General features: G+C 41.2%; 17 protein-coding genes. 13 read left to right on the top strand and 4 right to left on the bottom strand.

Features of this window, described 5'->3' with window-relative positions; all coding sequences use genetic code 11:
- Window positions 1–23 precede the first annotated feature (23 nt).
- From ileS to PSE60_RS12525, 8 genes are all read left to right on the top strand, one after another.
- Window positions 24–2,834, top strand: coding sequence for an isoleucine--tRNA ligase (gene ileS, locus PSE60_RS12560; RefSeq protein ID WP_272665620.1), 2,811 nt, complete (start codon window positions 24–26; stop codon window positions 2,832–2,834).
- The gene (gene lspA / locus PSE60_RS12555; protein ID WP_272665619.1) at window positions 2,834–3,337 is read left to right on the top strand and encodes a signal peptidase II; all 504 of its coding nucleotides are present in this window, start codon (window positions 2,834–2,836) and stop codon (window positions 3,335–3,337) included. Before ileS ends, lspA begins: the two co-directional genes overlap by 1 nt.
- An 82-nt stretch (window positions 3,338–3,419) precedes the next feature.
- Window positions 3,420–3,890, top strand: a complete 471-nt coding sequence (gene fkpB / locus PSE60_RS12550; protein WP_272665618.1) for an FKBP-type peptidyl-prolyl cis-trans isomerase — start codon at window positions 3,420–3,422, stop codon at window positions 3,888–3,890.
- On the top strand, window positions 3,871–4,824 hold the full coding sequence (gene ispH, locus PSE60_RS12545) for a 4-hydroxy-3-methylbut-2-enyl diphosphate reductase (protein ID WP_210836637.1): 954 nt from the start codon (window positions 3,871–3,873) through the stop codon (window positions 4,822–4,824). Before fkpB ends, ispH begins: the two co-directional genes overlap by 20 nt.
- A 290-nt stretch (window positions 4,825–5,114) precedes the next feature.
- A complete protein-coding gene (dapB, locus tag PSE60_RS12540) occupies window positions 5,115–5,936 on the top strand; it encodes a 4-hydroxy-tetrahydrodipicolinate reductase (protein ID WP_272665617.1) in 822 nt (273 codons plus the stop codon).
- Between the two features lie 445 nt (window positions 5,937–6,381).
- Entirely contained in the window at window positions 6,382–7,545 is a 1,164-nt protein-coding gene (gene carA, locus PSE60_RS12535) for a glutamine-hydrolyzing carbamoyl-phosphate synthase small subunit (protein ID WP_272665616.1), read from the top strand.
- A 15-nt stretch (window positions 7,546–7,560) separates the two neighbouring features.
- Window positions 7,561–10,782, top strand: a complete 3,222-nt coding sequence (gene carB / locus PSE60_RS12530; protein WP_272665615.1) for a carbamoyl-phosphate synthase large subunit — start codon at window positions 7,561–7,563, stop codon at window positions 10,780–10,782.
- Between the two features lie 202 nt (window positions 10,783–10,984).
- The gene (locus PSE60_RS12525; RefSeq protein ID WP_272665614.1) at window positions 10,985–12,010 is read left to right on the top strand and encodes a MerR family transcriptional regulator; all 1,026 of its coding nucleotides are present in this window, start codon (window positions 10,985–10,987) and stop codon (window positions 12,008–12,010) included.
- A 39-nt stretch (window positions 12,011–12,049) separates the two neighbouring features.
- Here the strand turns inward: PSE60_RS12525 and PSE60_RS12520 are convergent, their stop codons facing one another.
- Window positions 12,050–12,727 carry a DedA family protein gene (locus PSE60_RS12520; protein ID WP_210836649.1) on the bottom strand — a complete coding sequence of 226 codons (678 nt, stop codon included), beginning with the start codon at window positions 12,725–12,727 and terminating at the stop codon, window positions 12,050–12,052.
- Window positions 12,728–12,890: 163 nt separating this feature from the next.
- Window positions 12,891–14,075 carry a cystathionine beta-lyase gene (metC, locus tag PSE60_RS12515; protein ID WP_272665613.1) on the bottom strand — a complete coding sequence of 395 codons (1,185 nt, stop codon included), beginning with the start codon at window positions 14,073–14,075 and terminating at the stop codon, window positions 12,891–12,893.
- 414 nt (window positions 14,076–14,489) lie between these two features.
- Between metC and exbB the strand changes: the two genes are divergently transcribed.
- The 4 genes from exbB to yedF all read left to right on the top strand — a co-directional run bounded on the left by exbB (window position 14,490) and on the right by yedF (window position 18,842).
- Window positions 14,490–15,431, top strand: a complete 942-nt coding sequence (gene exbB, locus PSE60_RS12510) for a tonB-system energizer ExbB (protein ID WP_210836653.1) — start codon at window positions 14,490–14,492, stop codon at window positions 15,429–15,431.
- 5 nt (window positions 15,432–15,436) lie between these two features.
- Window positions 15,437–15,862 (top strand): TonB system transport protein ExbD, encoded by a 426-nt coding sequence (gene exbD / locus PSE60_RS12505; protein WP_272665612.1) that lies wholly within the window; start codon window positions 15,437–15,439, stop codon window positions 15,860–15,862.
- Between the two features lie 1,529 nt (window positions 15,863–17,391).
- Window positions 17,392–18,606, top strand: a complete 1,215-nt coding sequence (yedE, locus tag PSE60_RS12500) for a selenium metabolism membrane protein YedE/FdhT (protein WP_109911866.1) — start codon at window positions 17,392–17,394, stop codon at window positions 18,604–18,606.
- The gene (gene yedF / locus PSE60_RS12495; protein WP_004914660.1) at window positions 18,603–18,842 is read left to right on the top strand and encodes a sulfurtransferase-like selenium metabolism protein YedF; all 240 of its coding nucleotides are present in this window, start codon (window positions 18,603–18,605) and stop codon (window positions 18,840–18,842) included. The genes yedE and yedF overlap by 4 nt, the downstream gene beginning before the upstream one ends.
- A 322-nt stretch (window positions 18,843–19,164) precedes the next feature.
- On the opposite strand, the gene PSE60_RS12490 is transcribed toward yedF, so the two are convergent.
- Together PSE60_RS12490 and rdgC are read right to left on the bottom strand one after the other, a co-directional pair.
- Window positions 19,165–19,680: a GNAT family N-acetyltransferase gene (locus PSE60_RS12490; RefSeq protein ID WP_272665611.1), complete on the bottom strand. Its 516-nt coding sequence runs from the start codon at window positions 19,678–19,680 to the stop codon at window positions 19,165–19,167.
- A gap of 234 nt (window positions 19,681–19,914) precedes the next feature.
- Window positions 19,915–20,820 carry a recombination-associated protein RdgC gene (gene rdgC / locus PSE60_RS12485; RefSeq protein ID WP_004914657.1) on the bottom strand — a complete coding sequence of 302 codons (906 nt, stop codon included), beginning with the start codon at window positions 20,818–20,820 and terminating at the stop codon, window positions 19,915–19,917.
- 189 nt (window positions 20,821–21,009) lie between these two features.
- Here rdgC and mak point away from each other — a divergent pair, with 189 nt between their 5' ends.
- Window positions 21,010–21,915 carry a fructokinase gene (mak, locus tag PSE60_RS12480; protein ID WP_272665610.1) on the top strand — a complete coding sequence of 302 codons (906 nt, stop codon included), beginning with the start codon at window positions 21,010–21,012 and terminating at the stop codon, window positions 21,913–21,915.
- Window positions 21,916–21,978: the final 63 nt, after the last annotated feature.

Genomic DNA, 21,978 nt, shown 5'->3' with positions numbered 1-21,978 from the left:
CGGAAAATTGGAACTGAGAATCGATGAGTGACTATAAAAATACCCTGAATCTACCAGAAACAGGGTTCCCAATGCGTGGCGATCTCGCTAAACGCGAACCACAGATGTTAGAGCGCTGGTACAAAGAAGGTTTGTATCAGGCAATCCGTAAAGCAAAATCGGGCAAGAAAACTTTTATTCTGCACGATGGCCCTCCGTATGCTAACGGCAGTATTCATATTGGTCACTCAGTTAACAAAATTCTCAAAGATATTATTATTAAGTCCAAAGGGTTGGCGGGTTATGATTCCCCATACATCCCGGGTTGGGACTGCCATGGATTACCGATTGAACATAAAGTTGAACAAATCGTTGGTAAGCCAGGGGAAAAAGTTTCCGCCGCTGAATTTCGTGCACAATGCCGCCAATACGCTAAAGAGCAAATTGAAGGCCAAAAAGCTGATTTCATGCGTCTTGGTGTTTTAGGTGAGTGGGATAAACCTTATCTAACAATGGATTTTAAAACCGAGGCTCACATTATTCGAGCGTTGGCGAAAACTATTGCAAACGGCCATTTAGTGAAAGGAGCAAAGCCTGTTCACTGGTGTACAGCTTGCGGTTCTTCATTAGCGGAAGCTGAAGTTGAATACTACGACAAAACATCACCGTCTATCTACGTTCGCTTTCCAGCTGTAGATAGCGAGGCCGTGTGTGAAAAATTTGGTGTGGTAAGTGACAAAACTCCGTCGCTGGTTATTTGGACAACGACACCTTGGACATTGCCAGCAAACCGCGCAATTTCATTAAATCCTGAATTCAAATATAACTTGGTCGATGCAAATGGCGAGTTAGTCATTTTAGCCGCAGACCTCGTTGAAGACGTGATGAAAACTGCGGGTATCTCCGTATGGGAAGTTCTTGGTGAATGCGAAGGTTCAGCATTAGAATTGTTGCGCTTCCAGCACCCATTTATGGGCTTTGATGTTCCTGCTATTTTGGGCGATCATGTGACATTAGACGCAGGTACGGGGGCTGTTCATACCGCACCAGGCCACGGTCCTGAAGACTATATTGTCGGCCAGAAATATGGCTTAGAAACGGCTAACCCTGTGGGCCCAGATGGCTGCTTCTTACCAAATACTTACCCAACATTAGATGGCGTATTTATTTTTAAAGCTAACGATCTTATCGTTGAATTATTGAACGAAAAAGGCGCGTTACTGTACAAACAAGCGATTCAACACAGCTACCCATGTTGTTGGCGCCATAAGACTCCAGTTATCTTCCGTGCTACGCCACAGTGGTTTATCGGCATGGATAAAAACGGCTTACGTGAACAATCTCTGAAAGAAATTGATATTGTTCAATGGATCCCGGGTTGGGGACGTGCACGAATTGAATCTATGGTTGAAAACCGCCCTGACTGGTGTATTTCTCGTCAACGTACTTGGGGTACCCCAATGTCGTTGTTTGTTCATAAAGACACTGAAGAGCTACATCCTCGCACATTAGAATTAATGGAAGAAGTGGCTAAGCGTGTTGAAGTGGATGGCATCCAAGCATGGTGGGATCTTGACCCTGCTGAGCTGTTGGGTGATGAAGCTGAAATATATCGTAAAGTACCTGATACCTTAGACGTGTGGTTTGATTCTGGCTCAACGCACTTTGCGGTTGTGGATGCTCGTCCTGAATTCCATGGTAATTCAGCGGATATGTATCTTGAAGGGTCGGATCAACATCGTGGCTGGTTTATGTCATCATTGATGTTATCAACAGCAATGAAAGGGAAAGCACCTTATCGCCAAGTGTTGACACATGGTTTTACTGTTGATGGCCAAGGCCGCAAAATGTCTAAATCTTTAGGCAACACAGTAAGCCCACAAGATGTAATGAATAAACTGGGTGCAGATATCTTACGTTTATGGGTTGCATCAACGGATTATACTGGCGAAATCGCAGTTTCAGATGAAATTTTAAAACGTGCTGCTGATTCATATCGCCGTATTCGTAATACTGCACGTTTCTTACTGGCTAACCTGAGTGGTTTCAATCCTGAAACCGACATGGTGAAACCAGAAGATATGGTGGTTTTAGACCGTTGGGCGGTAAGTCGTGCGTTAGAAGCTCAGCAAGAAATTGCTAAAGCCTATGATGAATATGACTTCTTGTCTGTTATCCAGAGATTAATGCATTTTTGCTCCATTGAAATGGGGTCATTCTATCTGGATATCATCAAAGACCGTCAGTATACCGCGAAAAGTGATAGCTTAGCGCGTCGTAGCTGCCAAACTGCGTTATTCCATATTGTTGAAGCGCTAGTGCGTTGGATGGCTCCAGTTCTGTCCTTCACTTCCGATGAAATTTGGAATGAGTTACCAGGAAAACGCGCTCAATTTGTTCTTACCGAAGAATGGTATGACGGTTTATTTGGTTTAGATGAATCAAATGAAATGAACAACAGCTTCTGGACTGAGCTATTGGCGGTTCGTGGTGAAGTGAATAAGGTCTTAGAACAAGCGCGTACTGATAAGCTCATCGGAGGCTCATTAGAAGCTGCAGTGACATTGTATGCAGATAAAACTTTGGCAGAAAAACTGCAAAGCCTGGGTGATGAATTACGCTTTGTTTTACTGACATCACAAGCTCATGTTGCTGATATTGCAACAGCTCCAGCAGATGCACAAGAAAGTGAATTGAAAGGCCTGAAAATTGCTTTCAGTAAAGCAGCGGGTGAAAAATGCCCACGTTGCTGGCACTATGCAAGCGATATCGGTTCTTCAAGCGAGCAACCTGAAATCTGTGGTCGCTGTGTCACTAACGTAGCCGGTAACGGCGAAACACGTAAGTTTGCTTAATGAAGACGCCAGTTTGTTCTACCGGTTTGCGTTGGTTATGGTTAACCATTGTGATCATCGTTGCGGATTTAGGCATTAAGCAATTAGTGCTTAGTGACCTAAATTTGTACGAACCGCATCCGATAATGCCATTTTTTAACATAATGTACGCGCAAAATTTTGGTGCGGCATTTAGTTTCTTGGCTGATGAAGGCGGGTGGCAACGTTGGTTCTTTGCGGGTATTGCAATTGGGATCTCCGTTATCTTAATGGTTATGATGTATCGCCAAAGTGCACAAAAACGCCTATCTAACATTGCATATGCATTGATTATTGGTGGTGCTATCGGTAATTTAAGCGACCGTTTAGTCCATGGCTTCGTTATCGATTACCTTGATTTTTACGTTGGTAATTGGCATTGGCCAACATTTAACTTAGCGGATATGGCGATTTGTATCGGTGCTGCTTTAGTTATTATTGAAGGTTTCTTGCCAGATAAGTCTAAGCAAGAAAAAGCCAAATAAAATGGCAGCGCACTAGGTTAGAATGTAATAACTCACAGCCCAGATTTTCTGGGCTGAATTTTATGATAAATAGGTTTGGTTTATGTCTACTCAAATACAGGCGCAGAGCTCTGTTTTACTGCATTTCACACTGAAATTGGAAGATGGCTCTACGGCTGATTCCTCGCATGCACAAGGAAAGCCTGCGTTGTTTGTTTTAGGGAATAACTCCTTATCGCCAGAACTTGAAGCTCAATTGATTGGCCTTAATGAAGGTGAAAAGAAAAGTTTTTCGCTGCCCGGAGACACTGTTTTTGGGAAACATAATCCTGACTTAGTTCAATATTTTTCATTGCGTGACTTTATAGAAACAGGCATTCCTGAAATTGGTACGATAATGCTATTTACCGCGATGAATGGCAGTGAAATGCCAGGTGTAGTAAAATCAATTGAAGGTGAGTCGATTACTATTGATTTTAACCACCCTCTCGCTGAGCAGCAGATTAGTTTTGATATCGAAGTGCTTGAAGTAGACCCGCAATTGGAGAATCACAATGCAAATATTAATGGCTAACCCTCGTGGGTTTTGTGCTGGCGTAGACCGCGCAATTAGCATCGTAGAAAGGGCATTAGAACTATATGGTGCTCCGATTTACGTTCGTCACGAAGTGGTTCATAACCGTTATGTTGTTGATGATTTACGTCAACGTGGTGCTATTTTTATTGAAGAAATCTCAGAAGTACCTGATGGGTCAATCTTGATTTTTTCTGCGCATGGCGTTTCTCAAGCCATTCGCCAAGAAGCGCGTTCTCGCGATCTAACGATGTTATTTGATGCCACTTGTCCTTTGGTGACGAAAGTTCATATGGAAGTTGCACGAGCGAGCCGTAAAGGCAAAGAAGCCATTTTAATTGGGCATGCAGGGCATCCAGAAGTCGAAGGCACGATGGGTCAATACAGTAACCCTGAAGGCGGGATGTATCTTGTTGAAAGCCCTGAAGATGTTTGGAAATTAAAAGTGAAAGATGAAAATAATCTCTCTTTCATGACACAAACAACACTTTCTGTTGATGATACCTCTGATGTTATTGATGCACTGACCTCTCGCTTTCCAAGCATTGTAGGGCCTCGTAAAGACGATATTTGCTATGCAACGACTAACCGCCAAGAGGCAGCGAGAGAACTTGCAGAACGCGCTGATATTGTTTTAGTCGTCGGTTCTAAAAACTCATCAAACTCAAATCGTCTAGCGGAATTAGCTTCGCGCATGCAAAAACCTGCATTTTTAATTGATGGTGCAGAAGATATTAAAACGGAATGGTTAGCAGATAAAAACATTATTGGCTTAACTGCGGGGGCATCAGCGCCAGACATCTTAGTTAGGCAAGTCATTGATCGACTTAAAGAGTTAGGAGCCGACTCGGTTGTTGAGTTGCAAGGGCGTGAAGAAAATATCGTCTTTGAAGTCCCTAAAGAATTAAGAGTTGAGGTCAAAGAGATTAATTAATCATTTGGTTTTAATTACAGGAACAGCCGCTTTATCATTCCTATCTTTGCGGCTGTTTTAACCTTTTTATTCAAGTTGTTCCCTTCGCATTTTCTCTCAATTAAAACTTTTACTGATAATCTTTATGCTTTCTACGCTTTTGTTAATAACTCTGCATTTTTGCTAGCAGAATACAGTCAGGATAGTTAATCTGTATCACAATCATTTCTAAACTGTGGGTAAAAATAGCCTTTTTATCCTAAACAACAGTTCAAATTTATATATTTGCATTAATTAAAAAAGGATAAACCATGGCAAATTCAGTGGTACGTGTCGCAATAGTTGGTGCAGGTGGACGTATGGGACGCCAGCTAATCCAAGCCGCACAACAACAAGATGGAATTCAATTGGGAGCAGCGATTGAGCGTGAAGGCTCGTCACTTATCGGAACCGATGCAGGTGAACTTGCAGGTATCGGTAAGTTAGGTATCTCTATTGTTGATTCACTTGACCAGGTTGTTAATGATTTTGATGTGGTTATTGATTTTACGCGTCCAGAAGGCACATTGCATTACTTAGCATTTTGTAAAGCCAACCAAAAAGCCATGGTCATTGGTACGACAGGGTTTGATGAGCAAGGGAAGCAAGCCATTGCCGAAGCTGCGAAATCTATTCCTATTGTCTTTGCAGCAAATTTCAGTGTCGGCGTCAATGTAGTACTGAAATTACTGGAAAAAGCAGCAAAAGTAATGGGAAATTACACAGATATTGAAATTGTTGAAGCTCATCACCGCCATAAAGTGGATGCGCCATCAGGTACTGCTTTAGCCATGGGGGAATCTATTGCTAGCGCGCTGGGTAAAAATTTAAAAGAGTGTGCTGTATACACCCGTGAAGGCTACACCGGAGAGCGAGAACCTGGAACTATTGGTTTTGCAACTATCCGAGCTGGGGATATTGTGGGTGAACATACCGCCATGTTTGCGGATATCGGAGAGCGAGTTGAAATTACTCACAAAGCCTCTAGCCGCATGACCTTTGCAAATGGTGCAATTAAGGCATCAGGTTGGGTTTGCGCTAGAAATAGTGGGTTATATGATATGAAAGATGTGTTAAGTCTTGATGATTTGTAGTATTTTTATTTGTTTTTTTAATTATAAATCAATTAATTATAATTAATAACTGTTTATTTGATGTTGATTTGAATTATTTGCATTCAAATCAACATTAACTTATGTTTTTATTGTTTTTATCTCCAATTTTGCTCGTTAATTATCCTTTCCTCCTTCTTTTAGCTGAGTTATTATCAATAAACTAGTTATCTTACTTTGCAACCGTTTACTAATTCATTTTTACTATGATTTATACTGCTCATCCAACTAAAAGTGAGGTAGTTGAGTAAAAAAGTAAGATAAAAGTGAAAAAAATGCATTTTTTTCTAGACAAGACCCTATCTCATCATTAGAATGCGCGCAATTTGCCAAAAATTTGCTTAAAAACTCATTTTGGCATTGATTTAGATCGTAAAATCTGAATTAATATGCAAAAAACGTGATTTATTATTCTCCGGAGGGTGTTTTGATTAAGTCAGCTATATTGGTTCTGGAAGACGGAACCCAATTCCACGGGCGTGCTATCGGTGCAGAAGGCGCTGCTGTTGGAGAAGTCGTTTTCAACACGTCGATGACCGGATATCAAGAAATAATTACAGACCCTTCCTATTCCCGCCAAATTGTTACTCTCACTTATCCCCATATTGGTAATATCGGCACTAATGCTGATGACGAAGAATCTCCAAATGTTCATGCACAAGGCTTAATCATTCGTGACTTACCATTGGTATACAGTAACTTCCGCGGGCAAGAAGGGTTATCTGAATATCTAAAACGCCATAATGTGGTGGCGATTGCAGATATCGATACACGTAAATTGACACGTTTACTGAGAGAAAAAGGCGCTCAAAACGGTTGTATCATTGCGGGTGATAACCCAGATGTTGCACTGGCATTGGAAAAAGCGCATAGTTTTTCAGGTTTGAATGGGTTGGATTTAGCAAAAGAAGTCTGCACTAAAGAGATTTATAACTGGTCCCAAGGTTCATGGACGCTGGAAAATGGCCAGCAAGGCGCAAAAACTGCGGATGAACTCCCTTTACATGTTGTCGCTTATGATTTCGGTGCGAAGCGCAATATCTTACGTATGTTAGTTGACCGTGGCTGCCGTTTAACTGTGGTACCAGCAACAACACCCGCAGAAACTGTATTGGCGATGAATCCTGATGGTATTTTCTTATCAAATGGCCCTGGTGACCCAGCCCCATGCGATTACGCCATCAAGGCCATTGAAACATTTTTAACCACAGAAATTCCAGTATTTGGTATCTGTTTAGGGCACCAGTTACTTGCCCTGGCAAGTGGCGCTAATACCATAAAAATGAAGTTTGGCCATCATGGTGCTAACCATCCAGTTAAAGATTTAGATAAAGATGTGGTGATGATCACAGCGCAAAACCATGGTTTTGCTGTTGATGAATCGACACTTCCCGACACACTGCGAGTGACCCACAAGTCGCTGTTTGATGGAACATTGCAAGGTATTCACCGTACGGATAAACCAGCATTCAGTTTTCAAGGCCACCCAGAAGCAAGTTCAGGGCCACATGATGCGGCAAATTTATTCGACCATTTCATTGAATTAATTAATGAATACCGTCAGAACACACCTCGTCAAAACGCACAATAATCGGGAGCAAAAGAAATGGCAAAACGTACTGATATAAAAAGCATTCTGATTTTAGGTGCTGGCCCGATTGTGATTGGCCAAGCATGTGAATTTGACTACTCAGGTGCTCAAGCATGTAAAGCACTGCGTGAAGAAGGCTACCGCGTAATCTTAGTTAACTCGAACCCTGCGACAATAATGACTGACCCAGAAATGGCAGATGCAACTTACATCGAGCCGATTCACTGGGAAGTTGTGCGTAAAATCATCGAAAAAGAGCGCCCAGATGCAGTATTACCAACCATGGGGGGCCAAACCGCACTGAACTGTGCGCTTGAATTAGAGCGTAAAGGCGTTTTAGCCGAGTTCGGTGTCACTATGATTGGGGCAACGGCAGATGCAATCGATAAAGCTGAAGATCGCCAACGTTTTGATAAAGCAATGAAAAAAATCGGCTTGGGCACTGCACGCTCAGGTATTGCACATAATATGGAAGAGGCATATGCCGTTGCAGATGCGGTCGGCTTTCCCTGTATTATTCGCCCATCATTTACGATGGGAGGCACCGGTGGTGGTATTGCCTATAACCGTGAAGAGTTTGAAGAAATCTGTACTCGCGGTTTAGATTTGTCCCCCACTAATGAATTATTGATTGATGAATCGTTAATTGGCTGGAAAGAATACGAAATGGAAGTTGTCCGCGATAAAAAAGACAACTGTATTATTGTTTGTTCAATTGAAAATTTCGATGCCATGGGGATCCACACGGGTGATTCTATCACTGTAGCTCCTGCTCAGACATTAACCGATAAAGAATATCAAATCATGCGTGATGCATCGATGGCAGTATTACGTGAAATCGGTGTTGAAACGGGCGGCTCTAACGTTCAATTTGCGGTAAACCCTAAAGATGGGCGTTTAATTGTTATTGAAATGAACCCGCGGGTTTCGCGCTCATCAGCACTTGCTTCTAAAGCGACTGGCTTCCCAATTGCAAAAATTGCGGCAAAATTAGCGGTGGGTTATACCCTTGATGAGTTAATGAATGACATCACTGGTGGCCGTACTCCGGCATCATTTGAGCCTTCCATTGACTATGTTGTGACAAAAATTCCACGTTTTAACTTTGAAAAATTTGCGGGCACGAATGACCGACTAACAACGCAAATGAAATCTGTCGGCGAAGTGATGGCTATTGGTCGCACATTCCAAGAATCAATGCAAAAAGCATTACGTGGCTTAGAAGTAGGCGCAACAGGCTTCGATCCGAAAGTGGCTCAAGAAGACCCTGAAGCACTAACTCGCATCCGTCGTGAATTAAAAGATGCAGGTGGAGAACGTATCTGGTTTATCGCGGATGCATTCCGTGCCGGTCTTTCTGTTGATGGTGTTTTCAATTTAACCAATATTGACCGCTGGTTCTTAGTGCAAATCGAAGAACTGGTGCGTTTAGAAGAAGAAGTGGCTGAATTAGGTATCAATGGCCTCACTAAGGACTTCTTGCGTGTACTTAAGCGTAAAGGCTTCGCAGATGCACGTCTGGCAAGTTTAGTCGGTGTTTCTGAAGCAGAATTACGCAAACTACGCCAAGGCTATGATTTACATCCAGTATATAAACGTGTTGATACTTGTGCGGCAGAGTTTGCAACAGACACGGCTTATATGTATTCCACTTATGAAGATGAGTGTGAGTCCAACCCAAATAATGCTAAACCGAAGGTGATGGTGTTAGGCGGTGGGCCAAACCGAATTGGGCAAGGGATTGAATTTGACTATTGTTGTGTACATGCATCTTTAGCGTTACGTGAAGACGGCTATGAAACCATTATGGTGAATTGTAACCCAGAAACTGTTTCAACCGATTACGACACGTCAGACCGCCTCTATTTCGAACCTGTCACTCTTGAAGATGTGTTGGAAATTGTACGTATCGAGCAGCCAAAAGGTGTGATTGTGCAGTATGGTGGTCAAACACCATTAAAATTAGCTAGAGCGTTGGAAGCTGCAGGTGTTCCTGTTATTGGTACGAGCCCAGATGCCATTGACCGCGCAGAAGACCGTGAACGTTTCCAGCAGGCTGTTAATCGTTTGAACTTAAAGCAGCCACAGAACGCAACTGTCACTGCTATTGAGCAAGCAGTTGAAAAAGCAGCTGTTATTGGTTATCCACTGGTTGTTCGCCCATCCTATGTGTTAGGTGGTCGAGCAATGGAAATCGTATATGATGAAATCGATTTGCGTCGTTATTTCCAAACGGCGGTAAGCGTTTCTAACGATGCGCCAGTGTTACTTGACCGCTTCTTAGACGACGCAGTTGAAGTTGACGTAGATGCAATTTGTGACGGAGAGATGGTGCTGATTGGCGGTATCATGGAGCACATTGAGCAAGCTGGCGTGCACTCTGGTGACTCTGCATGTTCACTACCTGCATATACACTTAGCCAAGAAATCCAAGATGTGATGCGCGAACAAGTCCGCAACCTTGCCTTCGAGTTACGTGTACGTGGCTTGATGAACGTGCAGTTTGCCGTCAAAAATAACGAAGTTTATTTAATTGAAGTCAACCCACGTGCGGCAAGGACTGTGCCTTTTGTTTCTAAAGCAACTGGTGTGCCATTAGCGAAGGTTGCAGCGCGAGTGATGGTGGGGCAAACCTTGACACAGCAAGGAGTAACGGAAGAAGTTATTCCACCATACTACTCTGTAAAAGAGGTCGTATTACCATTTAATAAATTCCCTGGGGTTGACCCAATTCTTGGGCCTGAAATGCGTTCAACAGGTGAAGTAATGGGAGTCGGCCGGACATTTGCAGAAGCATTTGCTAAAGCGATGTTAGGCAGTAGCTCGACGATGAAAAAATCAGGCCGTGCACTGTTATCCGTGCGTGAAGGGGATAAAACACGTGTGGTTGATTTAGCCGCTAAGCTGTTAAAGCACGGCTTTGAGTTAGATGCCACTCACGGTACAGCGATTGTGTTAGGAGAGGCTGGGATTAACCCGCGCCTTGTCAATAAAGTTCATGAAGGTCGCCCACACATTCAAGATAGAATTAAGAATGGTGAATATGATTACATCGTGAATACCACAGCAGGTCGTCAAGCCATTGAAGACTCAAAATTAATTCGCCGCAGTGCATTGCGTTACAAGGTTCACTATGACACGACGTTGAATGGCGGTTTTGCCACCACGATGTCGCTCAGTGCAGATCCAACAGATACGGTAATCTCCGTACAAGAAATGCATGCATTAATAAAGTAATTATTTAATAAATTACTTATATAAGCCTCAGTATTCAATTTACTGGGGCTTTTTTATGGCTACTTTTAAATTATCGCTAGCGAGAAAATAATTGTCTGGTGATATTGTGGGTAAAATATAATTCCAATAAAAAATGCAAAATTGAGATTGACTCTCACGTAACGTGAGGCACTAACCTTGGTCGCAATTACAGGAGGAACCTATGCTATTTCAAGTTGGTGAGATTGCGGAAAAAACAGGATTAACCATCCGTACACTGCATCATTATGAAGAAATTGGCTTATTGGTACCAACTGCAAGAACCGATGCGGGTTATCGGCTTTACAACATGCAATGCATAGAGCGTTTAACGCAAATTCAATTGCTACGGCAGGTTGGAGTCAAACTAAAAAACATCGGTGAATTACTGGATGGCCAGAGTGGGGATATGACGAGTTTGTTGCAAGAACGAATTGCATTATTAACGGAACAAATGGAGCAAATGGCGACATTGCGTTATCGATTAGAGCAATTACACAAGCAAATGCAAACAGGTAATACTTTAACTCAGGCTGATTGGTTTTCTGTATTGGAGATGATGTCGATGTTTGATAAATATTTTACCCCTCAAGAGTTGGAACAATTGCCACTCTATACGGCGCACACGCTGAAAAATCAAGAGTGGCAACAGCGGGTAGCAACGGTAAACAAGCTGATGGAACAAGGCGCTATACCTCAATCTATCGAGGTGCAACAAATTGCACATGAATGGATGACGGCGTTAGAACGAGATACTGGGGGCAACCCGGATTTCTTTGCACGGCTGAATCAAATTCATTTATCGGATAACACGTTAGCCTATTCATCGGGTATTTCTGTTGCAATGATCCAATTTGTTGCAGAGGGTTTTAGTGAGTACCAATTATCACTGTTTAAACCTCATTTAACCACAGAGCAATTTGCTTTTGTTCAGCAACATTATTTTGCTTCAGGCCAGGTATGGCCAGAACTCATTGCGGGTTTATATAATGCATTAAAAGCACATAAATCCCCAGATTCACCCGAAGTACAACAATTAGCGAAAACATGGTTAACGATGTTCAACCAGTTTACGGGGGGAGATCCTGAGCTACAAGAGAGAATTCGGGCAATTTATCGAGAGGAACCCAAGATTTCGCAAGGAACATGGATGACAGTAGAAATTGGCCAGTACTTGTTTTCTGCTATTAGTATCTTGATGGACAAATAAGCCAAATGGCCGCTAATTAGCGGCCATTACTCGGTCATACTATGGTTTTTCTTTGTTACCAGAGAGTGCCTTTCGGTGTTTCCAATACATTACAATTGAACCAATTAGCCCACTAATTAGTAAGATGACAGGGATAATCATCAGTGCACTAATAACAATTTGCTCATGTTCTTTCACAAAAGGAATTTGGTTTAAGGCATACCCCAAGGTGACTATTAAGCCAACCCATAACAAGCCACTTAGCCAGTTAAAAAATTGGAAACGGCGGTGACTTAATTCAGATAACCCAGCGAGCAAAGGTAATATTGTTCTGACAAATGCAAGGAAGCGGCCAATAAGTAGGGCGTATAATCCTTGCTTATTAAACATATTATTTGCTTTGGTGTGATATTCCTCAGGAATTTGCGCTAACCAGCGTTTCACAACCTTGGTTTCACTTAACCATCGGCCTTGTAGAAAGCCTAGCCAGCAACCTAAACTGGCTGCTGTTGTCAGTAAGAGTATTGTGGGAACAAAGTGTAAGACTCCTTTGGCAATTAATGCACCTGAAAGGATCAACAAGGTATCACCGGGTAGGAAAGCGGCGGGAAGAACGCCATTTTCTAAAACAATGACAACAAAAAGTACGGTATATATAACCCAAAGCACTTCAGGGTTGGAGAGTTTAAGGAAATCGTGGTGCCAAAGTGCCAGTACGATTTCGCGTAGGACTTCCATAATCATTCCTGTATCTGCGTAAAAGCGAATTTCTTTATCATCTATATTACAGGAAAAAAAGGGCTCAAGTTTGATTTGTTTGATGAATTAATCATTGAGTGGATAAATTGCAGGAAATATTTAATAATTATCCTGCAATTAACATATTGATTTAAGTTACAAATTAAATTCGCTCAAAAGCTAATTGTAAGTCGTGAATTAAATCATCGGTGTGCTCTAAACCGATATGCACTCGGAAGAAGGTACCTTCTTTTGGTGAAAAATCATACTGCCGCATACTGAGCAAATCTTCTTTTTGGTATCCCAAAATCAGCGATTCAAAACCGCCCCATGAATAGCCCATTTTAAAATGATTAAAATTATCAAGAAAAGCGGTAAATTGCTCCGTGGTTAAGCGTGATTTTAGTTGGAAAGAGAACAGACCATTCGAGCCTGTAAAATCACGAATAAAGAATTTATGACCCGGAGAATTTTCAAGTGCTGGGTGAAAAACCTGTTCAACTTCAGGGCGTTGCTGTAACCAATTAGCAACTTGTAAGCTATTAATCTGATGCTGTTTTAATCGAGTCGGCAATGTATGCAGGCCACGATTAGCCATATAAACAGTGTCTGGGTCAGCTGTTTGGCCTAAGAGATAGGAATTTTCACGTAATGTTTCAATACAGCGTTGGTTAGCCACAGCAAGGCCGAGCATTCCGTCGGAATGGCCATTGATATATTTAGTTGCTGATTGGATTGAAACGTCAACATCAAATAGTAATGGTTTAAGTAAGACGCCTGCAGCCCAAGTGTTATCGATCATAATTACAATTTCAGGCGATTTAGCACGTATAGCTTTTACGATTGCAGGTAAGTCATGAACTTCCATGGTGATGGAGCCGGGGGATTCTAAGAATACAATACGTGTATTGGATTGGATTAAATCAGCAATTCCCGTTCCGATTAGGGGATCAAAATACGTGGTTTGAACATTTAACTTAGTGAGAATATTGTCACAAAAATTTTGGGTTGGATCATAAGCTGAACCGGTAACAAGGATATGTTCGCCTGCAGAAATAAAGGACAAAATGGCATTGGTAATTGCGGCAGCACCAGAAGGGTAAAGGACACAACCGGCACCCGCTTCTAATTCTGTCATGGCTTCTTGAAAAGCAAAATGTGTTTGTGTACCACGGCGTCCATAAAATAGTACGTTATTTGCACGATGGCGAGTTGCATGTCGTTTCTCTTCAAGCGTATCAAAAATAATAGAAGAAGCTCGCTGAATAACGGGGTTTACCCCTTTTTGTGTGTACTTAGGGTTCCGCCCAATATGGACTAATTGTGTTTCAGGTTTTATGTCTGCCATGATTTTTTCCCTACACAGAATGTGAGCTGGTTAAATTTAGAGGTGATTTATACTAAGACGTTAAATGATCCTGATAGAAATGTAACTTGAGTATTCTTCAACTTTCAAATCATAGGTAAGTTTCATTTTGTCAGGTTGCGTATGATCACTTAATTGAGCGATGAATTATTAAGGAAAATAACCGCATAATAGAGAAGGGCATGTTTGTCTAAACGCAAAAAAATATAAAAAAATCGCGAATACTAATGATAATTACTATCAATTCGCGCTGTGTTTGATATCATCAGCACCGTCTTTTTGAAAAGAGACGGACAGCGCGAGTCAAATTTCGCTTTTAAAGGTTAGTCGATGAATGGCACAATCATCGATATGAATTTTATTATACAACACTAAAAAGAGAGTAAAGGCCAACTGATGCGTAAACTAACAGCTTCTATTCTATTGGCGTTCGGCTTGATGGGTACGGCAGTCGCTGAAACCACACCTGCAACAACACCAGCTGCGTCTCAAAATACACCATCAACACAACCGGCAGTAAATCCGGCTGCACCACCAACAACACCAAGTGCTGAAGTTGCATCAGTACCCGCTGTGCCTGTACAAGGCGAAACAGTGAACACAACAGTTGTTAATGAAAATATTGAAATTGCAACAGAAGCACCAACAGGGGGCTTTGATCAAGACTTATCTGTTTGGGGAATGTACCAAAATGCAGATAACGTGGTTAAAACCGTTATGATTGGTTTAGTGATTGCTTCTGTTATTACATGGGCACTGTTTTTCTCAAAAGGTTTAGAGATTTTAGTTGCTCGCCGTCGCTTAAAAGAAGAAGCGAAAGCGATTGCTGAGGTGAAATCACTCGATGAAGCAGTCAGTATCGCAGAAGGCTTCAAAGCAAATAGCATTACTCGTATGTTATTAAATGAAGCCGTTACTGAGCGGGCGTTATCAGCCAATAGCTCTGATTTATCAGGAACAAAAGAGCGTACTGCATTCCGTCTAGAAAGGGCAGTTGCTGCTATTAGCCGTTATATGGGCCGTGGCAATGGTTATTTGGCTACTATTGGTGCGATTTCTCCATTCGTCGGTTTATTTGGAACTGTTTGGGGGATCATGAATAGCTTTATCGGGATTGCCCACTCACAAACAACTAACCTTGCTGTTGTTGCGCCAGGCATTGCAGAAGCACTATTAGCGACAGCAATTGGTCTTATTGCCGCTATCCCTGCGGTTGTGATTTATAATATTTTTGCTCGTATGATCAACAACTATCGTGGTCAAGTAGGGGATGCCGCTGCTCAGTCCGCATTGTTACTGGGGCGTGATCTTGATCTGGCAAATAGCAAAGCAAGGTAATTATTATGGCAATGCGTTTAGGTGACGAACAAGACGATAGCGGTGAAATGCATGAAATTAACGTAACACCTTTTATTGATGTTATGTTGGTTTTATTGATTATCTTTATGGTTGCGGCACCATTGGCAACAGTTGATATTAAAGTCGACCTACCCGCTTCGACAGCGAAGCCGCAGCCGCGTCCAGAAAAACCCGTATTTCTAACGGTGAAATCGGACAACCAGCTTTTTATTGGTGACCAAGCTGTGACAAAAGAACAGCTTGCTTCTACACTTGACCAAGCAACAAGTTCTAATAAGAAAACGACAATCTTTTTCCAAGCGGATAAGAGTGTTGATTATGAAACTATGATGGATGTAATGAATGCATTGCGTCAATCAGGGTACTTGAAGATTGGTTTAGTGGGTATGGAAGCAACATCCTCAAAATAAGCGAATTACATCGTATAAACGCGTTTTATCATTAAGGGTAAAACGCGTTTTTTATTATCTAACTGTGCCTTAAGGTAAGTCTGTAGCGTTCTAATTTCCCGTTAACTCCGTTTTTGTCTATCTCATCACATTTATTTTGCTAATTAAATTTCTTTTTAAGAATTTTATTCTTACTTGACGTTTTATATTTGTAATTTAGTAGGCTGGGGTGGCTATTGTACTCATTGTTTCACTCTATTTAGGATATTTTTGCTTGTATTTTCTATAAGCAATGAAGCATTTTATTAATTTTTATAATGAATCATTGTTTGTTTTTTCTTTCTTATCACAGTAATGTCTATTGATTTTACCTTTTTTACTATTTATCTATTAGTTACATTGATTCATTTTCTTGGTTTTTTAATTTTTAAATGCGAGTTAAATAGCATATTAATGCTGATTATTTTATCAAAAGTAATGCAATAGCGATGTAAAACTTAATGAAAAATAAACCATATTATAAGTAAGGGTTTGTATAGAGATCATTTTTAACCTATTTGGCCTAATTCCTTATTAAGTTGGTGGTTATTTTGTAAGGGAAGGATTCATCAGAAAAGTGATTATTTATCATGACCCTGATTGTTTTTATATTTAATTCGTAGTTTAATAAATTTTAATTACGTAAATATCATTAATATTTATAATTGAAAAATATGTAAATTTTATTAATGTTCAAAAGATTTTATTATTCCAGAAAATATATTTGTAAAGCTATGTGATATATATTAATTAATATTAAATTTACTTTTAAATTTTAAATGAATTATTTTCTATAAAAAATGTAAATTGTTTGTAATATCTTAACTATAGGTTAAATATTTTGCCCTATTTTGACTTTTTTAATGTATCCATTTGATTCTAATTGTTTTATTTGATTTTTTTGTATCTTATCATGAAAATGAAAAAACACTTGCGCAACAAAAGTGTTGCGCTATAATGCAATCAATAACATTTAGAAACACTTTTAAATACTTTATTATACTGCGTTATCTATTTTTATAATTTACTTATGCTAGGGAATCAATAAGGCCAATGCTAATTTGGGAATAATATAAAGTTAGTGAACGTTTAGGCCTTTGCATTAAAAATAGATATAATTACTTAACAGGTAGGTCAGCTAAGTGAACGTATTTATACCGTGAGATAAGTGTTATTACTGGAGTCAAATGGGCTGACTACAGACTACGCATAGCAAGCGTCGCCGTAATACGGCAATTTCATATTATACTCTTCTATAGATAAAATAAGACTACACTTCCAGCGTTATCATTAAGATAGCGCTTTTTTTTTATTTCAGTCTATTTCTTCAAATCTGAGTGTGCTCAAGATCAATCTGTCTCTCGTTTTATGATGAAATAACTTCACGAAAAAATTTTTCGGAGTATGATGTTGCCACTTCGCTGTGGGGGTCGATATAAATACTTATAACGATAATTATACAACGGCGAATTTCTCTGCCAAGGTCTGGCGTGAATGAATTGGAAGTAACAATGACTTGGTCTGATTTTAAATCTCGCTATCTCATCGGTTTTTGGAAACCATTACCTGCAGTTATTGCAGCAGGTATCTTATCAACCTATTACTTTGGCTTGACGGGCACATTCTGGGCTGTCACGGGTGAGTTTACGCGTTGGGGCGGGCACATCATGCAGTTGTTTGGTGCTGAGCCAGAGACATGGGGCTATTTCAAAGTTATTGGCTTTGAAGGCACACCACTGGATCGCATTGATGGCGTAATGATCATTGGTATGTTTGCCGGGTGTTTTGCCGCTGCATTATGGGCCAATAACATTAAATTACGAATGCCTCAGCATCGGATACGTATTTTTCAAGCTATTTTAGGCGGTATTATCGCTGGATTTGGTGCTCGTTTGGCGATGGGATGTAATTTAGCTGCATTCTTTACTGGTATCCCTCAATTTTCATTACACGCATGGTATTTTGCTGTTGCTACTGCGGCAGGGTCATACTTTGGTGCGAAATTCACACTAATGCCAATGTTTCGCATTCCTGTGAAACTGAAAAAAGTCAGTACCGCATCGCCGTTAACACAAAATCATAATGTGGCGAAAAGGCGCTTTAAACTGGGAATGGTGATTTTCACTTTAGCACTGGCTTGGGGCTTTTATACCTTATTAGACTCCCCAGTGATGGGGTTTGCCATTTTATGTGGTATTGGTTTCGGGCTACTGATTGAAAGAGCACAAATTTGTTTTACCTCTGCATTTCGTGACCTGTGGATCACCGGACGTACTCATATGGCGAAAGCTATCATTATTGGTATGGCGGTCAGTGCGATTGGTATTTTCAGCTATGTGCAGTTAGGTGCAACGCCAAAAATTTTATGGGCTGGGCCGAATGCTGTTATTGGTGGATTGCTGTTTGGCTTCGGTATTGTACTCGCTGGTGGCTGTGAAACGGGCTGGATGTACCGTGCCGTAGAAGGCCAGGTTCATTATTGGTGGGTAGGCTTTGGTAATATTATTGGTGCTACAGTACTGGCTTACTACTGGGATGACTTAGGCCCTTGGCTAGCGACTGATTTTGACAAAGTTAATCTACTCGAAACTTTTGGTCCAGAAGGTGGATTACTAGTCACTTATGGGTTATTAGCGGTCGCATTTGTACTGATGTTGGTCTGGGAAAAACATTTTTTTCGTAAACGTTCTCAAAAAGCATCTAATGTATCCGTGGAGGTAGTATGAGTAAGAAAGACATTATCCCTGATTACCGGTTAGATATGGTCGGGGAACCTTGTCCATACCCAGCGGTGGCAACATTAGAAGCAATGCCATCGCTGAAAAAAGGCGAAATATTAGAGGTAGTAAGTGATTGCCCGCAGTCGATCAATAATATTCCTCTGGATGCGAAAAACTATGGTTATACTGTGTTGGATATTCAGCAAGATGGGCCGACTATTCGTTATCTTATCCAAAAATAACAGATACGCGTCATATTTTGCACTGTCGAGGTGTTGGCTTCATGCGTTAGCCCTAGTCACATACTTGTGTATGCTCCTAGGGTCTAACGCATTTGCCGCCTTGCGACAGCACAAACTATTTAGCGTATTGGTATTGGTCATGCTTCGTGCTGTAGCGTTGTTGACTGCTCTCACAAGCTCTAGTCACACGATACCCAGAGCTTATTCAATTGTCGCCTAGCTACACCCCAAATAATGTAGGGTATCTTGGTGATACCCTACATATATTAAAGCGGTCGGTAAATCGGGAAATTGAACACGGTTAGTATAGGTAGTAGTTCGGTTACTCTTCTTGTTCTTGCCAATTAGTAATATCTAAAACCAGCTCACATTCATCATCCATATAAGCGCCTGTTGGAACAAAACCAAGCTTTTTGTAGAACTCAAATGGGCTTTCTTCCCCTTCACCACAGCTATTATAAAGGCGTGGATAACCTTTTCTTTTTAAATACTGGATGACTTGAACTAAGGCTTCTCGGCCAAACCCCAGTTTTTGGTAGGGTTCTGCAATCATAAAGCGCCAAAGCATAATGCCGTCATATTCTAACTCATCGTCATCTAGCCCTGAATGCAGCATGATAAAACCAACAGGGACATCATCAGCGTAAATGCCTCGATACCATGCGCAATCAGAAAATTGTGCTTCCACTATGGAATAGGCGTTATCTGCTACCATATTACGCTGTGCTTCACTAAGTGTATGACTTAGTAAGCAAATTTCAGAAAAATTTTCTGCAGTGACTTTTTGTAGGGTAACCAGTGAATTTTCATCCAATTCAGGTTCGATGAGCTCTTTCATAACATTTCCTTCGACAGAATATTGACCATAATCATCAGTGATGGGTTATTTTTATTATTGTTAAACATAATTAAATATCAGAAATTTGCGATATGGATATAAATCAATCAACCAGAGATTTCACAACCAGTCAATGACTTAATTGTGGCTATGTAAGCGGGATCTAAAAAGTGATGGCAACTTACTTAAGTGTGAGTTGCCATTGTGAGAGCAATAGAGGATATGGAAACAAATTTAGTGTTCGGCTTCACCACCTAAGACATCAATCAAGCGAGCGATTAACGCACTGAGTTCACCGGTCATTAAGACGTAATCAGCATCAAATTTTTGAGCGTAGTCTTCTTTGGCGATGTCATCATTTTGATCTTTTAATGTATCACTAAATTTAAGGCGTTTCAGGGAACCATCGTCAGATAACATGAACTGGATACGCTCTTCCCAATCTAAGGCCAGTTTGGTAACGAGCTTGCCTGCTTCAATGTGGTTTGCGATTTCATCAGAAATTAGGTCTTGCTTCTTACAGCGGATAATACCACCTTCTTCTAAGATAGCTTTTAGCTCTGCTTCATCCATGACAGCAAAGCCTTGTGGTAATGAGCCTGAGCGGATCCACTCAGTAAGTGTTAGCTCTATAGGGTCTTTAAAAGTCAGAGGAACGACAGGTAAAGAACCTAAGCTTTTGCGGAGTAAGGCTAAATTGTCTTCAGCGCGTTTTGCACTTGCGGCATCAACAATAATTAATTGATTTACAGTATCAATCCAAATGTAGGTTTTACTGAATTTACTAAATGCGCGAGGGAGTAAAGCATGGACGACTTCATCTTTTAAGGAGTCTTTTTCGGTTTTTTTTAACTTACGCCCTTGTTCAGCTTCTAGTTTTTCAATTTTATCCTGTAGTTCTTGCTTTATTACAGGAGATGGCAGCATTTTTTCTTCTTTTTTAGCACAAATAAGAATTTGATTACCCGCAGCATGCGTCAAGGCATCACCACCATTCATAGGGGAAACCCAGCCAGTTTGCATCATGTCTTGGCTACCACAAGGATGATAGGCGAGGGCGGCAAGCTGTTTCTCTAAATCATCTGCGGAGAGTGCCAAATCCCGATTTAGGCGATAGACCAATATATTCTTGAACCACATGAAAAACCTACCTTTGTTGATAAATAGCCAGTTAGAGCAGGGGGCTATGATAGCGAATTGTCTGTTATTAAGCGAAAAAAAATACGTTGTTGTTGAGGGCTGCTATCATTTCATTAGCTAACTATTGATAATACTCCTCAAATCAAGCCATGATAACCATAGAACCCCTGAATAGTAGAGAGCATCATAATGAGAATAGGTATTGACCTTGGTGGAACCAAAATCGAAGTTATTGCATTGAATGACAGTGGTAATACTTTGTTTCGTAAGCGTATTCCAACACCCCGTGGTGATTATGATGCGACACTTAAAGCGATAGTGAATTTAGTGACGGATGCAGAAACGGCAACAGGGTTGTCAGGCAGTGTTGGCATAGGGATCCCTGGAACCTTGTCTCCAGTGACTGGAAAAGTTAAAAACGCCAATTCCACATGGCTTAATGGCAAACCATTCGATGCCGATTTAAGTCATTTATTAAATCGTGAAGTAAAAATGGCAAATGACGCTAATTGCCTAGCCGTCTCTGAGGCAGTTGATGGTGCAGGGGCTGGCGAGAAAGTCGTGTTTGCCGTAATTATCGGAACTGGATGTGGTGCAGGAATTGCAATAAATGGGCAAGTGCACTCAGGGGGGAATGGGGTTGCAGGGGAATGGGGTCATAACCCTCTACCATGGCAAGATGAGCAAGATAGGCAATTTTTAGTAACAGAAAACTGCTATTGCGGGCTGACAGGTTGTACGGAATTGTTTGTCTCAGGTACAGGATTTATGGCGGATTACGCGAAAATGTCAGGAAGCCAGAAAACGGGGATGGAAATTGTCGAATTAGCACAATCAGGTGATAAACATGCCACCATTGCACTGGAAAATTACCTCAATCGCCTCGCAAAAGCCCTCGGACAAGCCATTAATATGTTAGACCCAGACGTGATAGTGCTAGGGGGCGGAATGAGCAATGTAGATTACTTATATGAAGCGTTGCCAGCAAGGATCCGCCAATGGGTATTTGGTAGGGAGTGTGATACGCCAATTCGTAAAGCGGTGCATGGGGATTCGAGTGGGGTTCGCGGAGCCGCTTGGCTATTTTCGTCCTAATTTACGCTGTAGCGTTGTTGGCTGTGCTCGGCTACTCGGGTCACATACTTGTGTATGCTCCCC

The organism is Providencia sp. PROV174 (genome assembly GCF_028480685.1).
Lineage (GTDB): Bacteria > Pseudomonadota > Gammaproteobacteria > Enterobacterales > Enterobacteriaceae > Providencia > Providencia rettgeri.
The sequence above is the reverse complement of the archived record's forward strand: the minus strand, read 5'-3'. Positions and strand labels throughout refer to the sequence as shown.

Bases quoted from the DNA above. Each gene is read 5' to 3' on its own strand.
- PSE60_RS12525 (WP_272665614.1), top strand. From the start codon at position 10,985: ATGCTATTTCAAGTTGGTGAGATTGCGGAAAAAACAGGATTAACCATC.
- yedF (WP_004914660.1), top strand. From the start codon at position 18,603: ATGAGTAAGAAAGACATTATCCCTGATTACCGGTTAGATATGGTCGGG.
- dapB (WP_272665617.1), top strand. From the start codon at position 5,115: ATGGCAAATTCAGTGGTACGTGTCGCAATAGTTGGTGCAGGTGGACGT.
- ispH (WP_210836637.1), top strand. From the start codon at position 3,871: ATGCAAATATTAATGGCTAACCCTCGTGGGTTTTGTGCTGGCGTAGAC.
- rdgC (WP_004914657.1), bottom strand. From the start codon at position 20,820: ATGTGGTTCAAGAATATATTGGTCTATCGCCTAAATCGGGATTTGGCA.
- lspA (WP_272665619.1), top strand. From the start codon at position 2,834: ATGAAGACGCCAGTTTGTTCTACCGGTTTGCGTTGGTTATGGTTAACC.
- PSE60_RS12490 (WP_272665611.1), bottom strand. From the start codon at position 19,680: ATGAAAGAGCTCATCGAACCTGAATTGGATGAAAATTCACTGGTTACC.
- metC (WP_272665613.1), bottom strand. From the start codon at position 14,075: ATGGCAGACATAAAACCTGAAACACAATTAGTCCATATTGGGCGGAAC.
- mak (WP_272665610.1), top strand. From the start codon at position 21,010: ATGAGAATAGGTATTGACCTTGGTGGAACCAAAATCGAAGTTATTGCA.
- yedE (WP_109911866.1), top strand. From the start codon at position 17,392: ATGACTTGGTCTGATTTTAAATCTCGCTATCTCATCGGTTTTTGGAAA.
- carB (WP_272665615.1), top strand. From the start codon at position 7,561: ATGGCAAAACGTACTGATATAAAAAGCATTCTGATTTTAGGTGCTGGC.
- exbB (WP_210836653.1), top strand. From the start codon at position 14,490: ATGCGTAAACTAACAGCTTCTATTCTATTGGCGTTCGGCTTGATGGGT.
- fkpB (WP_272665618.1), top strand. From the start codon at position 3,420: ATGTCTACTCAAATACAGGCGCAGAGCTCTGTTTTACTGCATTTCACA.
- PSE60_RS12520 (WP_210836649.1), bottom strand. From the start codon at position 12,727: ATGGAAGTCCTACGCGAAATCGTACTGGCACTTTGGCACCACGATTTC.
- exbD (WP_272665612.1), top strand. From the start codon at position 15,437: ATGGCAATGCGTTTAGGTGACGAACAAGACGATAGCGGTGAAATGCAT.
- ileS (WP_272665620.1), top strand. From the start codon at position 24: ATGAGTGACTATAAAAATACCCTGAATCTACCAGAAACAGGGTTCCCA.